Source organism: Bacteroides gallinarum DSM 18171 = JCM 13658, from assembly GCF_000374365.1.
GTDB lineage: Bacteria > Bacteroidota > Bacteroidia > Bacteroidales > Bacteroidaceae > Bacteroides > Bacteroides gallinarum.
The window spans coordinates 38,478-53,348 of sequence record NZ_KB894116.1 but is presented as its reverse complement, the minus strand read 5'-3'; the positions used below and the strand labels follow the sequence as shown (position 1 = coordinate 53,348).

Below are 14,871 nucleotides of genomic sequence, written 5' to 3'. Positions count from 1 at the left end.
CTCTAAACTTTTATTTCGCCCGACATCAACTTGGGAAGCAAACGGTCGCGGGCTTCGGTGAGGAATATCATTTGCTCTCTATATTTTTGAATTTCCTTAATAACAGGAAAAACATTTGCATTAAAATTCTGTGCTATGCTATCAGAAGGCAAAAATATGGTCTTTGTTTTCAAATACTTAAAATGGCGAGCGTAACTATAATTTGACAAATCCACATTCTTTAGACTATAATAAAACAGGCTCTGTGGCATTCTTTTTAAGTTATTTGACAATAGTAGTTGTGTTCCATCAGCTCCTTTTGCAAAAGGAAATGGAATAAGTTTTATTATCCGTGTGTGGTCACCAAAAACAATAATCGGATTCTCATTATAGAGAATTGCACTTACATCATTTGTATATCCTGCTATATATTGCTTCCCTTGGTCTATGACAGGATATAATCCATGTTTTTGCATTTCAGAAGAAGGAATTTGTTTGGTACGTTTAATTTTTTCCAGCAATTCACCTATATTCTTTTTCTCCCAACCTTCAGGCACGCCATCCACAATCTTTGTATGTTCATATCCAGGAAAGCGCAAAGACACAAACCATTCTTTGTAAAGTCGCTGTGCTGATTCTTCCATAAGTTCAATTTGACGGCGATAGTTGTCTATGAGGTTGTCGTATGAGCGTAATATTGTTGCTATATTGTATTGCACTTTTAAACAAGGTAACTCTATTTGCAAACTTAATAGTTCTGCATTGGAGAGACTTGCCCGTGTTGTCATTGATGAAAAAGCCATAAACTTACCACGAAACTTAGGAGAACGCAAATAATAACCTATAAACTCCGGTAGCACTTTATTTGTTATAGGACGTAATCGCTTTGTAAAGCCATTGTATGTTGCATTAGGAAAATCATTTAATGCAACAGAACTCATCCCTAATTCATCCATCGTTTCACTGGTTCTCGTAACAAAAACATCTCCACGTTTGATAGAATATGAACTCTGTTCCTGTTCTGTTGATTCCACTAATGAATCTAATTTCAGTGGTAAGAACCAATTATTGAAAACAGTTGAGAAAGAGAGGAATGGATAGCCTTTTCCAAAGAACTGTTTTCCTTTTGATATTCCATTGTGGACTGAATATAAATCCCCCAGTTTAACCTGCTCCCATCCATTCATATCTTATCCTCCTCCAATTCTTTTTCAATTTCATCAATTTGCGGCAAGGCTGATGCCACATCAGCAAAGAGCTTTTCTGTTTCGTATTGAGCAATGCCGAGAGGTTGCGTTATACCCCTTAGTGCAAAACGTGCTTTTGTATCACTCTTTGTACGGCAAAGCAACAAGCCGATAGTTGGTTTGTCATCCGGCGTTTTCACATACTCGTCCACAGCCGATATGTAAAAATTCAACTTGCTTACAAATTCGGGTATGAATTCTACGGCTTTCAGTTCCACAACCACATAGCAATGCAGTTTGAGATGGTACATCAACAGGTCGATATAATAGTCATCTCCGTCCACCGTGATATGGTATTGCCGACCCACGAAAGCAAATCCCCGTCCCATTTCTATCAGAAAGTCGGTTATCCGCTCTGTGAGTTTTTTCTCAATGTCAAGCTCGTTTTGCAGGGCAACCGTTCCTAAGAAGCTGAATTTATACGGGTCTTTGAAAGCCTGCCTTGCCAAATCAGATTGTACGGGAGGCAACGTATGTTCAAAGTTATTAATGCTGTTCCCTTTGGCATGGATATATCCATTGGCTATCTGCGTGAGCATGGTGTCGCGCGTCCAGCCCTCTGATGCTGTAGCTATGATATAGAAAGCCCGTTCAGCCACATCTTTTACTTTAGGCAACAACGAAATATGGTGATACCATGTGATTTGCGTCAGCGGCACCTGAATGAAACCGTCATGGGATTCTAATTTGGCAAGTGCCGCTTGCCAAATTGTTTCCCCTTGTAATTTGGCAAGCGGCACTTGCACAAATGGGAAATCGGGGTAGGATTCCGCGAACCGTTTCATTTCGCGTAAGTTACGGGCGGAATATCCTCTGTCATCAGGAAAGCGTTGCATCAAATCCTGCGATAACTGGTTGACTACTTGCGCTCCCCATCCTTCGCGCTTCTGTTTTTCAAGGATGTCGCATCCTATGTGCCAATACAGCGAGAGTAGGTCGGCATTGACCCGTAGGGAGGTTTGATACTTGGCTTTTTCTATAAGCTCAATGATTCCCTTACGCCATTCGGTGTAACCTTTTGGCAGCAATTCCCCACTTGTGATTTTTTCAATTTGGAATGTCATTTCAACGCCTCCCAATTCTGTTGTATTTTAGTCATCAACTGATTTGCTTCGGTTTGCAGTTTGGCAAGTTCCGTATGTATTTCGTTCATGCGCTGAGTGAAATCCACGCCGTCATCTTCCATTTCAGCCACTCCTACATAGGCACCCGGTGTAAGGCTATAGTCCTTTTCGGCTATTTGCTCGATGGTTGCTATGCAGCACAGGCCGGGTATGTCTTGGTAAACACCGTCATTACCAAATTTTGAAGTGAGCCATACGGCTTCTTCCGCTACGGTTACAGCTTCCCTCAATTCGGTTACTTGAGCTTCCAACTCCACCACAACAGCTTTCAATTCAGACTTTTCCTTGCGCTTCTTAGTGGCTTTCATGGCCTCTTGATACTGTTTCAGGCTGTTGGTAAAAGTAGCTTCGGCAGATTTGGCCACTTGAAGCACATCCTCAAAAGTGGGGTTTTCCATGTGCCAAGCCCTGTTGTCAGACTTCTCTGCTATCTGTGAGAAATACCTCCAATATTCTTGTATCAGCTTTTTGTAATTTTCGATCTCGCCCCGATAAAGCCAAACGATGGCATTGAGATTGCGTAATTGCCATTCGCTCCATTCGTTCAGTGTGCGGTCAACCACGGTGAAATAGTTTCGTGCATCAATGAACAGTACTTTGTCTTTCAAGTTCTCTGCTTTCCCTTTGTTGAAGAACCAAAGCGAGCATGGCAAAGACAGCGTATAGAAAAAGTTATTGCCCACACTGACCATTACATCCACATGGCCTGTCTCCACAATTTTCTGTCGTATGTCTTTCTCTTTACGGGAAGAGTCGGTGGCCGAGGAAGCCATGACAAAGCCCGCACGACCATTCTCATTGAGATAAGAATAGAAATAGGAAATCCAAAGATAGTTGGCATTGCTAAATGACTTGCCCGACTTGTCAACGCCGGGAATACCAAATGGCAAACGTCCAGCGTTCATGGCATTCTCCACATTTACCTCATCAACATTAAAAGGGGGATTAGCCATTACATAATCGCAACAACCGTCAAGATTGTGTGCATCATGATAGAAAGAGTTTGCTTCATCTCCAGATTTGATGACACCAGTCAAACCGTGTACGGCCATATTCATCAAGCAGAGTTGAGCGTTGTATTCTACTTTTTCTTGTCCATAGAAAGTCATCTTGCTATTGGCTTCCATGCCCGATTGCTCTACAAAATCACCCGTTTGCACAAACATACCGCCAGAGCCACATGCAGGGTCGAGCAATATGCCTTCCTTGGGTTCGAGCACATTGACTATCATTTTCACCAATGACTTAGGCGTGAAAAAAACACCATCATCACTTGCCACATTCTTGGCAAACTTGTTCAAGAAATACTCATAAATGCGACCTATGACATCGCCCCCGACCTCGGAGAGAGCACTATTATTGAATATGCGGAGCAATTCGGACAGTAATTCAGGGGCAAAAATGGTATAATTCTTTGGTAAGACCCCGCGCAACTGTTCCGATTGGTTCTCTATTAGTTCCATTGCGTTGTTGACCACTTCGCCGAGACTACCCAACGTGTTCCCGTTTATACCGGTCAACCGCAAGGATGCCACATTGGCGGGCAGGTTCACCAAATAATCATATTGCGCTTCTTTGGGTAGGAATATAGCAGATTTGGCTTTGAAATCGCTTGCTTCAACAGGCAGTTTCCGACCATTTCGCATGGGACGGTTGGCAAGGATTTCCTGCTCGACCAATTTGAAACGGCTAAACGCATAACGCAAAAAAATCAGCCCCAACACAGGCATACAGTATTGGTTTGATGTCAACTTTGACCCACTCCGCAGCATATCGGCCGATTTCCAAAGTTCCGCTTCCAGCTTTCTTATGTTTATCATATAGCTATTGTCTTTTGTCCGTACTGTTTAATAAGTCTTTAACATCAACTTCAAGCAACCTGGCGATTTGGTCAAGTGTACGTAAATCAGGCTGTGCTGTGTTAGAACACCACTTGCTGACCGTGCAGGAACTTTTACCCAATTCACCTGCTAACCATTTGCCTGTTCTTTTCTTTTCAACAAGAACAACCTTGATGCGATTTAATTCCGTCATTTCTAATAGTTTTAATTTGAACGCAAAGATAATAAACTTATCTGATAAACTATACAACTAATTTGATTTTCTTTCATCCCCCGTATGGTTCCTACATCAAATGTAATGGGTGTCCGTTTTGGACACCCCACACTATATGTCAGAACAGATAAAAGGCTAAATGTTGTAATTAGAATAATCAAAAGTCTATTAGAACACCCCGTCCGTCAGGCTCATTGCCTCCACTTTCTTCTCCATGTTCACCTTTGCATAAACCTGCGTGGACGCAATGCTGCCATGCCCCAAAATCTTGCTGACCGAGTAGAGTTCCGCACCTGCCGTTATCGCCAGCGTCGCCGCCGAATGTCGGCTGCTGTGATAGGTGAAGTCCTTTTCTATCCCTGCCTTTGCCTTGATACGGCGCACGTACTTCGCCACGTTGTCGGGCTTCTTCACCAACGGAAAGATGATGCCGTCCTCTCCGTTCTCCGGTCTTGGAGGAAGCAAGGACAAAGCCAATGTGTTGAGCGGAACGGTGACGGGACGCTTAGTCTTGTGTTGGATGATGGAAACCATCTGCACGCCGTTCACATCCTTGATGTCGCTCCACCGCAAGTGCTGCATATCACTGAGCCGAAGCCCCGTCATGCACGAGAATCCGAAAGCCATCTGCACGGTCTGCTCCATTACGGTTTGCGTTTCAACCGAGAGAAAGCGTTTCAATTCATCCGCAGTCAGGTATTCACGGTGCTTGTCCGGCGCGTGGAAGCGTTCTTCCCTTGTAAGGTCTTGAACTGGGTTATACGCAATCAGACCGACACGCACCGCCTTGTTGAAAATAGCCTTTACTGTTTCCTCAAACAGCACGAGGGTATAAGCCGCCAGTCTGCCGCCATTTGTCTTTATCTGTTTGCGGTTTCTGTAACTCCGCATATATCCGAATAGTCCGCTTACCAAATCCCTGTCCACATCTTTCAGCAGAACATCTGTTTTCTTTATTCGTTGGAGATAGGCGGCTATCCGTTTGCGAACAACGCGCTTGTGTGCAATCATCTTCTTGCAGTTGCCGTTGTCTATCGCACTTTGGATATAGTCATCGCACCATCCAAGCCATGTCATCGTCTTGGCAGTTTTGTTTTCCTCCGTCTTTTTCTTCTTCTCAAAGGTCGGGGGATTCAGGATGCGTTGCGCACGTATCTCCTGCGCCTTGCGGTAGGTTTCCCCGTTGAGCTTCTTCGCATGGGGAGCATCGTCGGGGATTAGATAGAGGTGCAGATTTTCTTTCTTGCGGAAGCCCGTTTCGTAATACTCCAAATACAGACTACGGTTTCCGGCGGTCAACATTCTCACTTTGATTTCTACTTTCATAAGATTTATCCTTTCCTAATTGGTTACACAAACATATTGTTCACGAGGTTCATCGTTTCGATTTTTTTCTTGTCCACAATTTTGGCATAGACCTCGGTCATCCTGATACTCTGGTGACCGAGAATCTTGCTCACCGTGTAAAGGTCAGCACCGAGTGTCAGCAACAGGGTTGCTGCCGTATGCCGGGAGCAATGGTAGGTGATGTGCTTCTGTATTCCGGCTTCCTGCATCCATTCGCCCAGCACCACTTCAACCGTGGTAGAGGTAATGCGGAGTTGATGGAACACCCTTTCACTGTCCTTTGACTTTCGGGGCATCCACTTCAAGGCTTCATTGGAAAGCGGTATCGTCACCGTGTTCTTGGTCTTTACCTGCTCATGCTCTATGTAAAGCGTCTTGCCGTCAGCCGCCTTGTGTATCTCGTTCCACTTCAAGGCCATCATGTCGCTGTACCGCAACCCGGTAAAACATGAAAACAGAAATGCCTTTTTCACAATGTCGTATCGGCACGGAGTGGCAATCAGCGTCCGCAATTCCTCTATGGTCAGGAACTCGCGGATTGCACTTTTCTTTTGCGGTTTCTCCTTTGCGTCCAACAGTTTGAACGGGTTGCTGTCAATCAGCCCCTCACGGACGGCCATATTCAAGGCAGCGGCAAGGCGGTTCATGAAGATGCGGCAGGTGGTACTGCCCAGTGTCTTTTTCCCGTTGTTGAACGTGCAGGTTTTCAGAAAGGCGATGAAGCCCTTGCAAAAATCCTTATCCACCTCTTTCAGTGCAAGGTTGGGCTTCCCTATATATAATAGGTATTGTTCCACCCTTGCCTGTGCGTTCCGTTTCGACCTCATGCTTGCCGGGGTAAGGCCGTTCTCATCCTTCGTGTACTTCTCCACCCATGCGGAAAGCGTCATCCGTCCCTTTTTTACGTTCTCCCAGTTTACAAGGCCGTGCTGCTGGATGTCGAGGATGCGTTCCGCCTTGATTTGCTCGGCGAGCTTAAGGGTGTTCTTGTTCTGCAACTTGGCGGCGGCATTCACTTCCGGCACGAGGTAGAGCTTCAAGCCCTCCTTTTTCCTTGCACCCATGTAATACATGTCAAGATACAGGCTTACATTACCGTCGTTGAGTCTCTTTTCGCGTATGCGGACAGGCTCTTTCATTTTGATTTCTTTCTTCTTACGTCCCATTTTCTTTTCTGTGTTATCCGATTCTTGGATTTGTTACTATATTGTTTATCAGCCACTTATGTACTTCGCAAAGATAAATCCGAAAGGGACAAAAACGGGACAAAAAGCGCACGAAAATATCTCAATTTAGGCAAATATAACGGTCTAATCAAAAATCGGCCTTTATTCATAACTAACTATAAATCAATGCGATTTTACCGATTTCGTTATATTTGATTTCCTATGGTTTTACCCATTTGTAATAATTGGTGGATTCTCCAAATGTGCATGGCACTGGCCGCCCTGTTTGCCATCATCATGGCGGCGGGTATGGCTTACAAAATGATGGTGAAGAAAGAACCATTGGACGTAATGAAGCTGTTCAAGCCGTTGGCGGTGGCTGTCATCATGTCGTGGTGGTATCCGCCTGCAGATACGGGCATTACCAATAGTGGAAGTAGTTGGTGCGTGTTGGATTTCCTGTCCTATATCCCCAATGCCATCGGTTCGTACACCCACGACCTCTATCAAGCGGAAGCCTTACAGATAACGGACAAATTCGAAGAAGTGCAGCAACTCATTTACGTGCGTGATACCATGTACACCAGCCTGCAGGCACAAGCCGACATTGCCCGTTCCGGCACAATGGATCCGGCATTGGTGGAATCGACGATGGAACAGACCGGTGTGGACGAAGTGACGGAAATGGAGAAAGATGCCAGCCGGTTGTGGTTCACCTCTTTGGTAAGCGGGGCGACCGTCTGCTTGGATAAAATCGTGATGGTAATCGCCTTGATTGTGTACCGAATCGGTTGGTGGGCGACCATATACTGTCAGCAAATCCTACTGGGTATGCTGACGATATTCGGACCGATACAGTGGGCATTCTCGCTGTTGCCCAAATGGGAAGGTGCCTGGGCCAAATGGATGACAAGGTATCTGACGGTGCATTTCTATGGCGCGATGTTATACTTCGTGGGCTTTTATGTGCTGCTTCTGTTTGACATCGTATTGTGCATCCAGGTAGAGAACCTGACGGCGATAACCGCCAGCGAACAGACGATGGCTGCATATTTGCAGAACTCATTCTTCTCGGCAGGCTACCTGATGGCCGCAAGCATCGTGGCATTGAAATGCCTGAACCTCGTACCAGACCTTGCGGCATGGATGATACCGGAAGGTGACACGGCATTCAGCACGAGAAACTTCGGTGAGGGCGTGGCGCAACAGGCGAAGATGTCGGCTACCGGAGCTATGCATTCGATGATGCGATAAAAAAAGATGATAATGAGTAACGATTATAACGGTTAGGATTATGGTCATAAAAAACCTGGAGAACAAAATCAAATTAGTGGGGATTGTCTGCGTGGCGGTCATCGTAGGATGCGTGGTTATCAGTATGTCGAGCATCTGGACGGCACGGGGTATGGTGACAGACGCACAACAAAAAATCTATGTACTGGACGGTAATGTGCCGATATTGGTGCAACGCACCTCGATGGAAGAAACACTTGATGTTGAAGCCCGTAGTCATGTCGAAATGTTCCACCATTACTTCTTCACCCTTGCACCGGACGACAAGTATATCCAGTACACGATGGAGAAGGCGATGTATTTGGTGGACGAAACCGGATTGGCGCAGTACAATACCTTGAAAGAAAAAGGATTTTACAACAATATCATGGGTACAAGTGCGGTGTTCAGCATCTTTTGTGACAGTATCAAGTTTGACAAGGAAAAGATGGAGTTTACCTATTACGGCCGACAACGTATTGAACGGCGCACCAGCATTCTGATGCGCGAACTGGTTACGGCCGGGCAACTGAAACGTGTACCCCGGACAGACAACAACCCGCATGGGCTGCTGATTGTAAATTGGCGTACTTTGCTCAACAAAGACATTGAGCAACGGACGAAGAACAACTACTAAATGAAGAATGAAGAGTTAAGAATGAAGGATTTAAACACTGAAATAATCAAGCTATGGGATGGAAAAAATTGATTTTCGGGGAGAAGATGCCGGACAAGGATGACCCGAAGTATGAGAAACGGTATAAGAAGGAAGTGGAAGCAGGAAAGAAAGCCGCCCGTTTTCTGCGGATAGACAAGATGGCAGGGTGTGCGCAACGATTTGCCTGCAAGCATCCGAGATGGTTTCTCGGTATCGTGTTCGGCATCGTGTTGGGATGCCTCGCACTCAATGTGTGCAGGGTGGTATCAATATGCACCATGCCTGACAATGGCAAACAAGCCACAGCCACCGAGCGGCAGGAGATTCTTTTGAAACAAAAACAACCTACGCATGATGATAACAGACAGGATTAATTTCAGGCAGCCGAAGTATGTGCTGCCGGCCATCCTCTACCCTTTGTTGCTGGTGACGGGGTATTTAGTGTTTGACATATTCGACACGGAGGTAGCAGAATCGCCCACTTCCCTACAAACCACCGAGTACCTGAACCCGGAATTGCCGGAGGCGCAGATGCGCGATGACGGCATAGGCGGCAAGTATGAGAGCATGGTCAAGTCCTACGGCCGGATACAAGACTATTCTGCCGTAGAAAACATTGAACGGAATAACAATGAAACAGCAAAAGAAGATTACGATTCCCGCTATAGCGATGAAGACCTTGCCCTGCTCGATTCGGAAGCAGCCGCAAGGTCGGAAGAACTGGAACACCTGCGTGAGATGCAGGAACGCCTGCGGCAAAGTGCCGAGAGAGGCGAAGCGATGGTGGCGGATTCCACCGGGGTGCAACCGTTGAGCGAGGAAGAACGCCTTGCGCGAAGTGAGCAGCGACGCAAAGAGGCTTTGGCCGAGTTGGACAAGGTACTGGCAGAAGCCAGAAAGCAAGGGCAAAAAGGATTGCAGGACGTGGACAGCACGGACGCGGAGAGCCTCGCCCCCACCGGCAGTGTCGCCATAGGCGGCAAGGTGGAAATTATTGAACAGGCCGTGAACGAGCTTGCCGAGAATGCAGAGAGCGAGCAGGTGGTGAAAAAGGTGAAGACTTCTTCGGATTACTTTAACACCTTGGCCGAAAACGAGCCTGAACCCAGATTGATAAAAGCCATCATCGATGAGAACATCAAAGCCGTGGAAGGCTCGCGGGTGCGGTTGCGCCTGTTGGACGACGTGGAGATAGACGGCAAGGTGGTGCCAAAAGGCTCGTACCTGTATGCCACGATGAGCGGCTTCGGCAGCCAGCGCGTGAAAGGCAGCATCAAGAGCCTGTTGGTGGAGGATGAACTGGTAAAAGTGAATCTGTCGCTCTACGACACGGACGGGCTGGAAGGACTTTATGTGCCGAGCAGTTCCTTCCGTGAAACCACACAAGATGTGGCCTCCAATGCCCTAGGCAGCACGATGAGCATCAACAACGGCTCTACCGGGAACACTTTCGCTCAATGGGGGATGCAAGCCATACAGAACGCCTACCAGCGCACGAGCAATGCTTTGTCGAAGGCTGTCCGCAAGAACAAGGCGAAACTGAAATACGGCACGTTCGTCTATTTGGTGAACGGCAGGGAGAAAAGGAACTGACATACGATGTAACAAATAAACAAACTAAAAATGAAACTGATAGCAAAAGTGATGCTGCTTGTTGCCACATGGATTACCGCAAGCTCGGCACAGGCCCAGCAAACCTACAACGAAATGGAACAACTGACGGTGAACGAGCAGGTGACGACCGTCATCACCGCCACCGAGCCCATCCGCTTTGTGGATATTTCCACTGACAAGATAGCGGGCGACCAGCCCATCAACAATACCATCCGCCTGAAACCGAAAGAGGCCGGGCATGAAGACGGCGAGGTGCTGGCCATCGTCACCATCGTGACGGAACGCTACCGTACCCAATACGCCTTGCTCTACACCACTCGGATGCAGGAAGCCGTGACGGACAAGGAGGTGCAGCCCATGGAAATGACCGCCTACCGTAACCCGGCGGTGTCGCTCTCCACCGAGGACATGTACCGCTTTGCCCGGCAGGTGTGGCTGTCGCCCGCCCGCTACCGCAACGTGAACCGCAGGCAACACCGCATGACCATGCGCCTGAACAACATCTATGCCGTGGGCGACTACTTCTTCCTTGACTTCTCCATTGAGAACAGGACGAATATCCGCTTTGACATCGACGAAATCCGCGTCAAATTGGCGGACAAGAAGGTGTCGAAAGCCACTAACTCACAAGTTATCGAACTGGAGCCGGAGATGAAATTGGAGCAACGTAGTTCGTTCCAACATGGTTACCGCAATGTACTGGTCATAAGGAAAATGACTTTTCCCAATGACAAGGTGCTGACCATCGAGGTGAGCGAGAAACAGATTTCGGGGCGTACCATTGCTTTGAACATCGACTATGAGGACGTGCTTTGCGCGGATAGTTTTAATGAGGCTTTATTACAGGAGGAATAGAGGAAATGAAGAATGTAGAATTAAGAATGAAGAATTTGGCTGTGCCAAAGGGCTTAGTCATATTGGCATTCATGTTAGTAGCCACTTTGCCAGGTTTTGCCGATGACCGGCAAGGACGCATCCAAATCGGTACAGGCCTGCTGTATGAGAGAGGGCTGGACTTGACGGTGGGTTACGAGTATGAAACGAACTACCACCATGCGTGGGAGTTCTTCGGAAATGTCTATCTGAAATGGGACGAATGTGAGGATTGCAAGCATATTTGCCCCGAATCGTTCTGGAACCACTACAACACTTGGGGCGTGGGTGCGGCCTACAAGCCTTGCGTGTTCCGCAGCCGTAACCATCATGGCAATTTGCGGTTGGGCGGGTCGCTCGGCTCGGACAGAAACAAGGTACTGGGCGGCATTCATGTGGGCTATGAACACAGCTATGCGTTGCGCAAGGGCTGGAAACTGTTTTGGCAAGCCAAGTGCGACTTGATGATAAAAGGGGAAGATTTGTTTCGGACAGGTATTGTCATCGGCGTGAAGATACCCACGAAATAAGAGATTGGCACACAGATGACACAGATTAAACAGATTTTCGCAGAATGGAGTATTCACCTATATATATTATAAGGTATGCAAACGAGAACGATTAAAACTAGAATAGCGCGTGTGGCGGTCGTGGCCATGATTGGTGTTGGCTTGACCGGTTGCGACGGGCATCACGACCCGTTGGACACCTCCATGAAAGTGGGACATATACTTTGTACGGACGGCAAGACACGAAGCTACGAGGCTTATGTGGCTTCCGGCAAGGAGGCGATAGCTGTGGTGTTCCATGTGAACCGCAATGAAGAAATGAGTGGCACTGGCTATGCGGTCTATCTGCATGACCTTCCTCCGGAAGCCTTTGCTGACAGTTTGGGCATTTCGTAAGGAACGTCTGCTGACTTGACGGCTTACGATGGGAACGAGAATACCTTTGCCCTGTATGACACAGACGATGTTTCTTCACCTATGGCCATGCAGGTATTCGATATGTGGCGGTACGGACAGAGTGCCTACGTGCCTTCGGTGGCGCAAATGCGGCTGCTTTATGCTGCCAAGGCATCTATCAATCCTTACATCAAGTCTTGCGGTGGTGAACCGCTGCCCGGTGATGCCGATGAATGTTGGTACTGGACGAGTACGGAAGTAGAAGGACAAGAAACCGCCAAAGCATGGCTGTTCTCGATGGGGAGCGGTGCCATACAGGAAACACCCAAACTGCAAGGGCATAAGGTGCGGGCGATAGTCACTTTGTATAATGAAGAATGAAGAACGAAGAATTATTGCACGTTTGTAAATTGGACCCAAATATAGAAAGGAAACATGGAAGAAAGTAAGGAACTGCAAGGGGCTTATAAGATATTTCGGACAGTGGTGTATGTGTCGTTGTTGGTGGAGTTCTTCATGTACGCCATCGACCCGGCAGTGCTCGACCACTGGAACGGTATCGTGTGCGATGTGCATGACCGCATGAAGACATGGCTTATCTACCACGACGGAAATCTCGTTTACAGCAAGGTGGCAACCGTCCTGCTGATTTGCATTACCTGCGTGGGTACGCGTAACAAGAAACATTTGGAGTTCAATGCCCGGAGGCAGGTGCTATACCCGTTGGTGAGCGGCATCGGTTTTTTGGTGCTGTCTGTTTGGCTTTACAATCATCCGATGGAACTGCGTGTTTATTCCCTACGTTTGAATGTCATCTTCTATATGGCGGCATCCGTAATGGGTACTATCCTTGTCCATGTGGCACTCGATAATATCTCCAAGTTCTTGAAAGAAGGCTTGCTGAAAGACCGTTTCAACTTGGAAAATGAAAGTTTCGAGCAATGCACGGAGTTGGTGGAGAACAAGTATTCGGTGAATGTACCCATGCGCTATTATTACAAAGGCAAATTCCGCAAGGGATGGGTGAATATCGTCAATCCTTTCAGAGGAACATGGGTGGTCGGCACTCCAGGTAGCGGAAAGACCTTTTCCATCATCGAACCATTTATCCGACAGCACTCCGCAAAAGGCTTTGCCTTAGTAGTTTACGATTATAAGTTCCCCACTTTGGCGACCAAGCTGTATTACCATTACAAGAAGAACCAGAAGCTGGGGAAATTACCAAAGGGCTGCAAGTTCAACATCATCAACTTTGTGAACGTGGAATACAGCCGGAGGGTGAACCCGATACAGGCAAAGTACATCCCCAACCTCGCTGCTGCCAGCGAAACGGCGGAAACGCTATTGGAATCTTTGCAGAAAGGCAAGAAAGAGGGAGGAGGAGGCAGCGACCAATTCTTTCAGACCTCGGCGGTCAACTTTCTTGCCGCTTGTATCTACTTTTTCGTGAACTACGAGCGGGAGCCTTACGACAAGGACGGGAATAAACTGTATGCGGAAAAAGTGCAGGACAAGGAAACCAAATTCTGGAAGCCCACTGGCGTAGTGCGTGACCGCAAGGGCGGCAACATCGTGGAACCGGCCTATTGGTTGGGCAAGTATTCCGACATGCCGCATATTCTTTCCTTTTTGAACGAGAGTTATCAAACCATCTTTGAGGTGTTGCAGACCGACAATGAGGTTGCCCCGCTGCTCGGCCCGTTCCAGACGGCTTTCCAGAACAAGGCGATGGAGCAGTTGGAGGGTATGATAGGCACGTTGCGTGTCTATACTTCCCGATTGGCCACCAAGGAATCTTATTGGATATTCCATAAGGACGGGGACGACTTCGACCTGAAGGTGAGCGACCCGAAAAACCCCAGCTACCTGCTGATAGCCAACGACCCGGAAATGGAAAGCATCATCGGAGCATTGAACGCCCTTATCCTGAATCGACTGGTAACCCGTGTGAATACCGGGCAGGGTAAGAACGTGCCCGTGAGCATCATCGTGGACGAGCTGCCCACGCTGTATTTCCACAAGATAGACCGTCTGATAGGTACGGCGCGAAGCAACAAGGTGAGCGTGGCGTTGGGATTCCAAGAGTTGCCGCAGTTGGAGGCAGACTACGGGAAGGTAGGTATGCAGAAGATTATCACTACAGTAGGTAATGTCGTATCTGGTTCTGCCCGATCCAAGGAAACCTTGGAATGGCTGAGCAACGACATCTTCGGCAAGGTCGTGCAACTGAAAAGAGGCGTGACCATTGACCGGGATAAGACCAGCATCAACCTGAACGAAAACATGGACAACCTCGTGCCCGCCTCGAAAATTAGCGACCTGCCTACAGGATGGATATGCGGGCAAGTCGCCCGTGACTTCGTGAAGACCAAGACCGGCATGGGCGGAAGCATGAACATACAGGAAGCCGAGGAGTTCAAGACCTCGAAATTCTTCTGTAAGACGGATTTCGATATGGAGGAAATCAGGCAGGAGGAAGCCGGGTATGTGCCGCTGCCTAAATTCTATACTTTCCCCTCGAAAGAGGAAAGGGAACGTATCTTGTACAAGAACTTCGTTCAGGTGGGGATGGATGTGAAGGAGATGATTAAAGACGTGGTGAACCGCCGAGGGGCGAAATGATACTTCAAC

Annotated in this window: 13 protein-coding genes and 1 pseudogene; 8 read left to right on the top strand and 6 right to left on the bottom strand. The window is 47.7% G+C overall.

Annotated elements, in window-relative coordinates:
- Nucleotides 1-2 precede the first annotated feature (2 nt).
- The 6 genes from C233_RS23185 to C233_RS0102220 all read right to left on the bottom strand — a co-directional run bounded on the left by C233_RS23185 (nt 3) and on the right by C233_RS0102220 (nt 6,918).
- Nucleotides 3-1,166 carry a restriction endonuclease subunit S gene (locus C233_RS23185; RefSeq protein WP_018665857.1) on the bottom strand — a complete coding sequence of 388 codons (1,164 nt, stop codon included), beginning with the start codon at nt 1,164-1,166 and terminating at the stop codon, nt 3-5.
- The gene (locus tag C233_RS0102240) at nt 1,163-2,290 is read right to left on the bottom strand and encodes a PDDEXK nuclease domain-containing protein (RefSeq protein WP_018665856.1); all 1,128 of its coding nucleotides are present in this window, start codon (nt 2,288-2,290) and stop codon (nt 1,163-1,165) included. The genes C233_RS23185 and C233_RS0102240 overlap by 4 nt, the downstream gene beginning before the upstream one ends.
- Entirely contained in the window at nt 2,287-4,170 is a 1,884-nt protein-coding gene (locus C233_RS0102235) for a type I restriction-modification system subunit M (protein WP_018665855.1), read from the bottom strand. Before C233_RS0102235 ends, C233_RS0102240 begins: the two co-directional genes overlap by 4 nt.
- A 4-nt stretch (nt 4,171-4,174) precedes the next feature.
- Nucleotides 4,175-4,384 carry a helix-turn-helix transcriptional regulator gene (locus C233_RS0102230; protein WP_025068584.1) on the bottom strand — a complete coding sequence of 70 codons (210 nt, stop codon included), beginning with the start codon at nt 4,382-4,384 and terminating at the stop codon, nt 4,175-4,177.
- Nucleotides 4,385-4,573: 189 nt separating this feature from the next.
- Nucleotides 4,574-5,731: a tyrosine-type recombinase/integrase gene (locus tag C233_RS0102225; protein WP_018665853.1), complete on the bottom strand. Its 1,158-nt coding sequence runs from the start codon at nt 5,729-5,731 to the stop codon at nt 4,574-4,576.
- Nucleotides 5,732-5,754: 23 nt separating this feature from the next.
- On the bottom strand, nt 5,755-6,918 hold the full coding sequence (locus tag C233_RS0102220; RefSeq protein WP_018665852.1) for a site-specific integrase: 1,164 nt from the start codon (nt 6,916-6,918) through the stop codon (nt 5,755-5,757).
- A 222-nt stretch (nt 6,919-7,140) separates the two neighbouring features.
- Between C233_RS0102220 and C233_RS0102215 the strand changes: the two genes are divergently transcribed.
- From C233_RS0102215 to C233_RS0102180, 8 genes and pseudogenes are all read left to right on the top strand, one after another.
- Entirely contained in the window at nt 7,141-8,172 is a 1,032-nt protein-coding gene (locus C233_RS0102215; RefSeq protein WP_306302622.1) for a hypothetical protein, read from the top strand.
- Nucleotides 8,173-8,212: 40 nt separating this feature from the next.
- Nucleotides 8,213-8,827, top strand: coding sequence for a conjugative transposon protein TraK (gene traK / locus C233_RS0102210; protein ID WP_018665850.1), 615 nt, complete (start codon nt 8,213-8,215; stop codon nt 8,825-8,827).
- A gap of 53 nt (nt 8,828-8,880) precedes the next feature.
- Complete coding sequence (locus C233_RS0102205) at nt 8,881-9,222, top strand: hypothetical protein (protein ID WP_018665849.1); 342 nt, start codon at nt 8,881-8,883, stop codon at nt 9,220-9,222.
- Nucleotides 9,200-10,441 (top strand): conjugative transposon protein TraM, encoded by a 1,242-nt coding sequence (traM, locus tag C233_RS0102200; RefSeq protein ID WP_025068583.1) that lies wholly within the window; start codon nt 9,200-9,202, stop codon nt 10,439-10,441. The genes C233_RS0102205 and traM overlap by 23 nt, the downstream gene beginning before the upstream one ends.
- 30 nt (nt 10,442-10,471) lie before the next feature.
- Complete coding sequence (traN, locus tag C233_RS0102195) at nt 10,472-11,317, top strand: conjugative transposon protein TraN (RefSeq protein ID WP_018665847.1); 846 nt, start codon at nt 10,472-10,474, stop codon at nt 11,315-11,317.
- Nucleotides 11,318-11,322: 5 nt separating this feature from the next.
- A complete protein-coding gene (locus C233_RS0102190) occupies nt 11,323-11,865 on the top strand; it encodes a hypothetical protein (protein WP_018665846.1) in 543 nt (180 codons plus the stop codon).
- A 75-nt stretch (nt 11,866-11,940) separates the two neighbouring features.
- Nucleotides 11,941-12,621: pseudogene (locus tag C233_RS22155) on the top strand (Lcl C-terminal domain-containing protein).
- A 54-nt stretch (nt 12,622-12,675) separates the two neighbouring features.
- Nucleotides 12,676-14,862: a type IV secretory system conjugative DNA transfer family protein gene (locus C233_RS0102180; protein ID WP_018665843.1), complete on the top strand. Its 2,187-nt coding sequence runs from the start codon at nt 12,676-12,678 to the stop codon at nt 14,860-14,862.
- Nucleotides 14,863-14,871 lie beyond the last annotated feature (9 nt).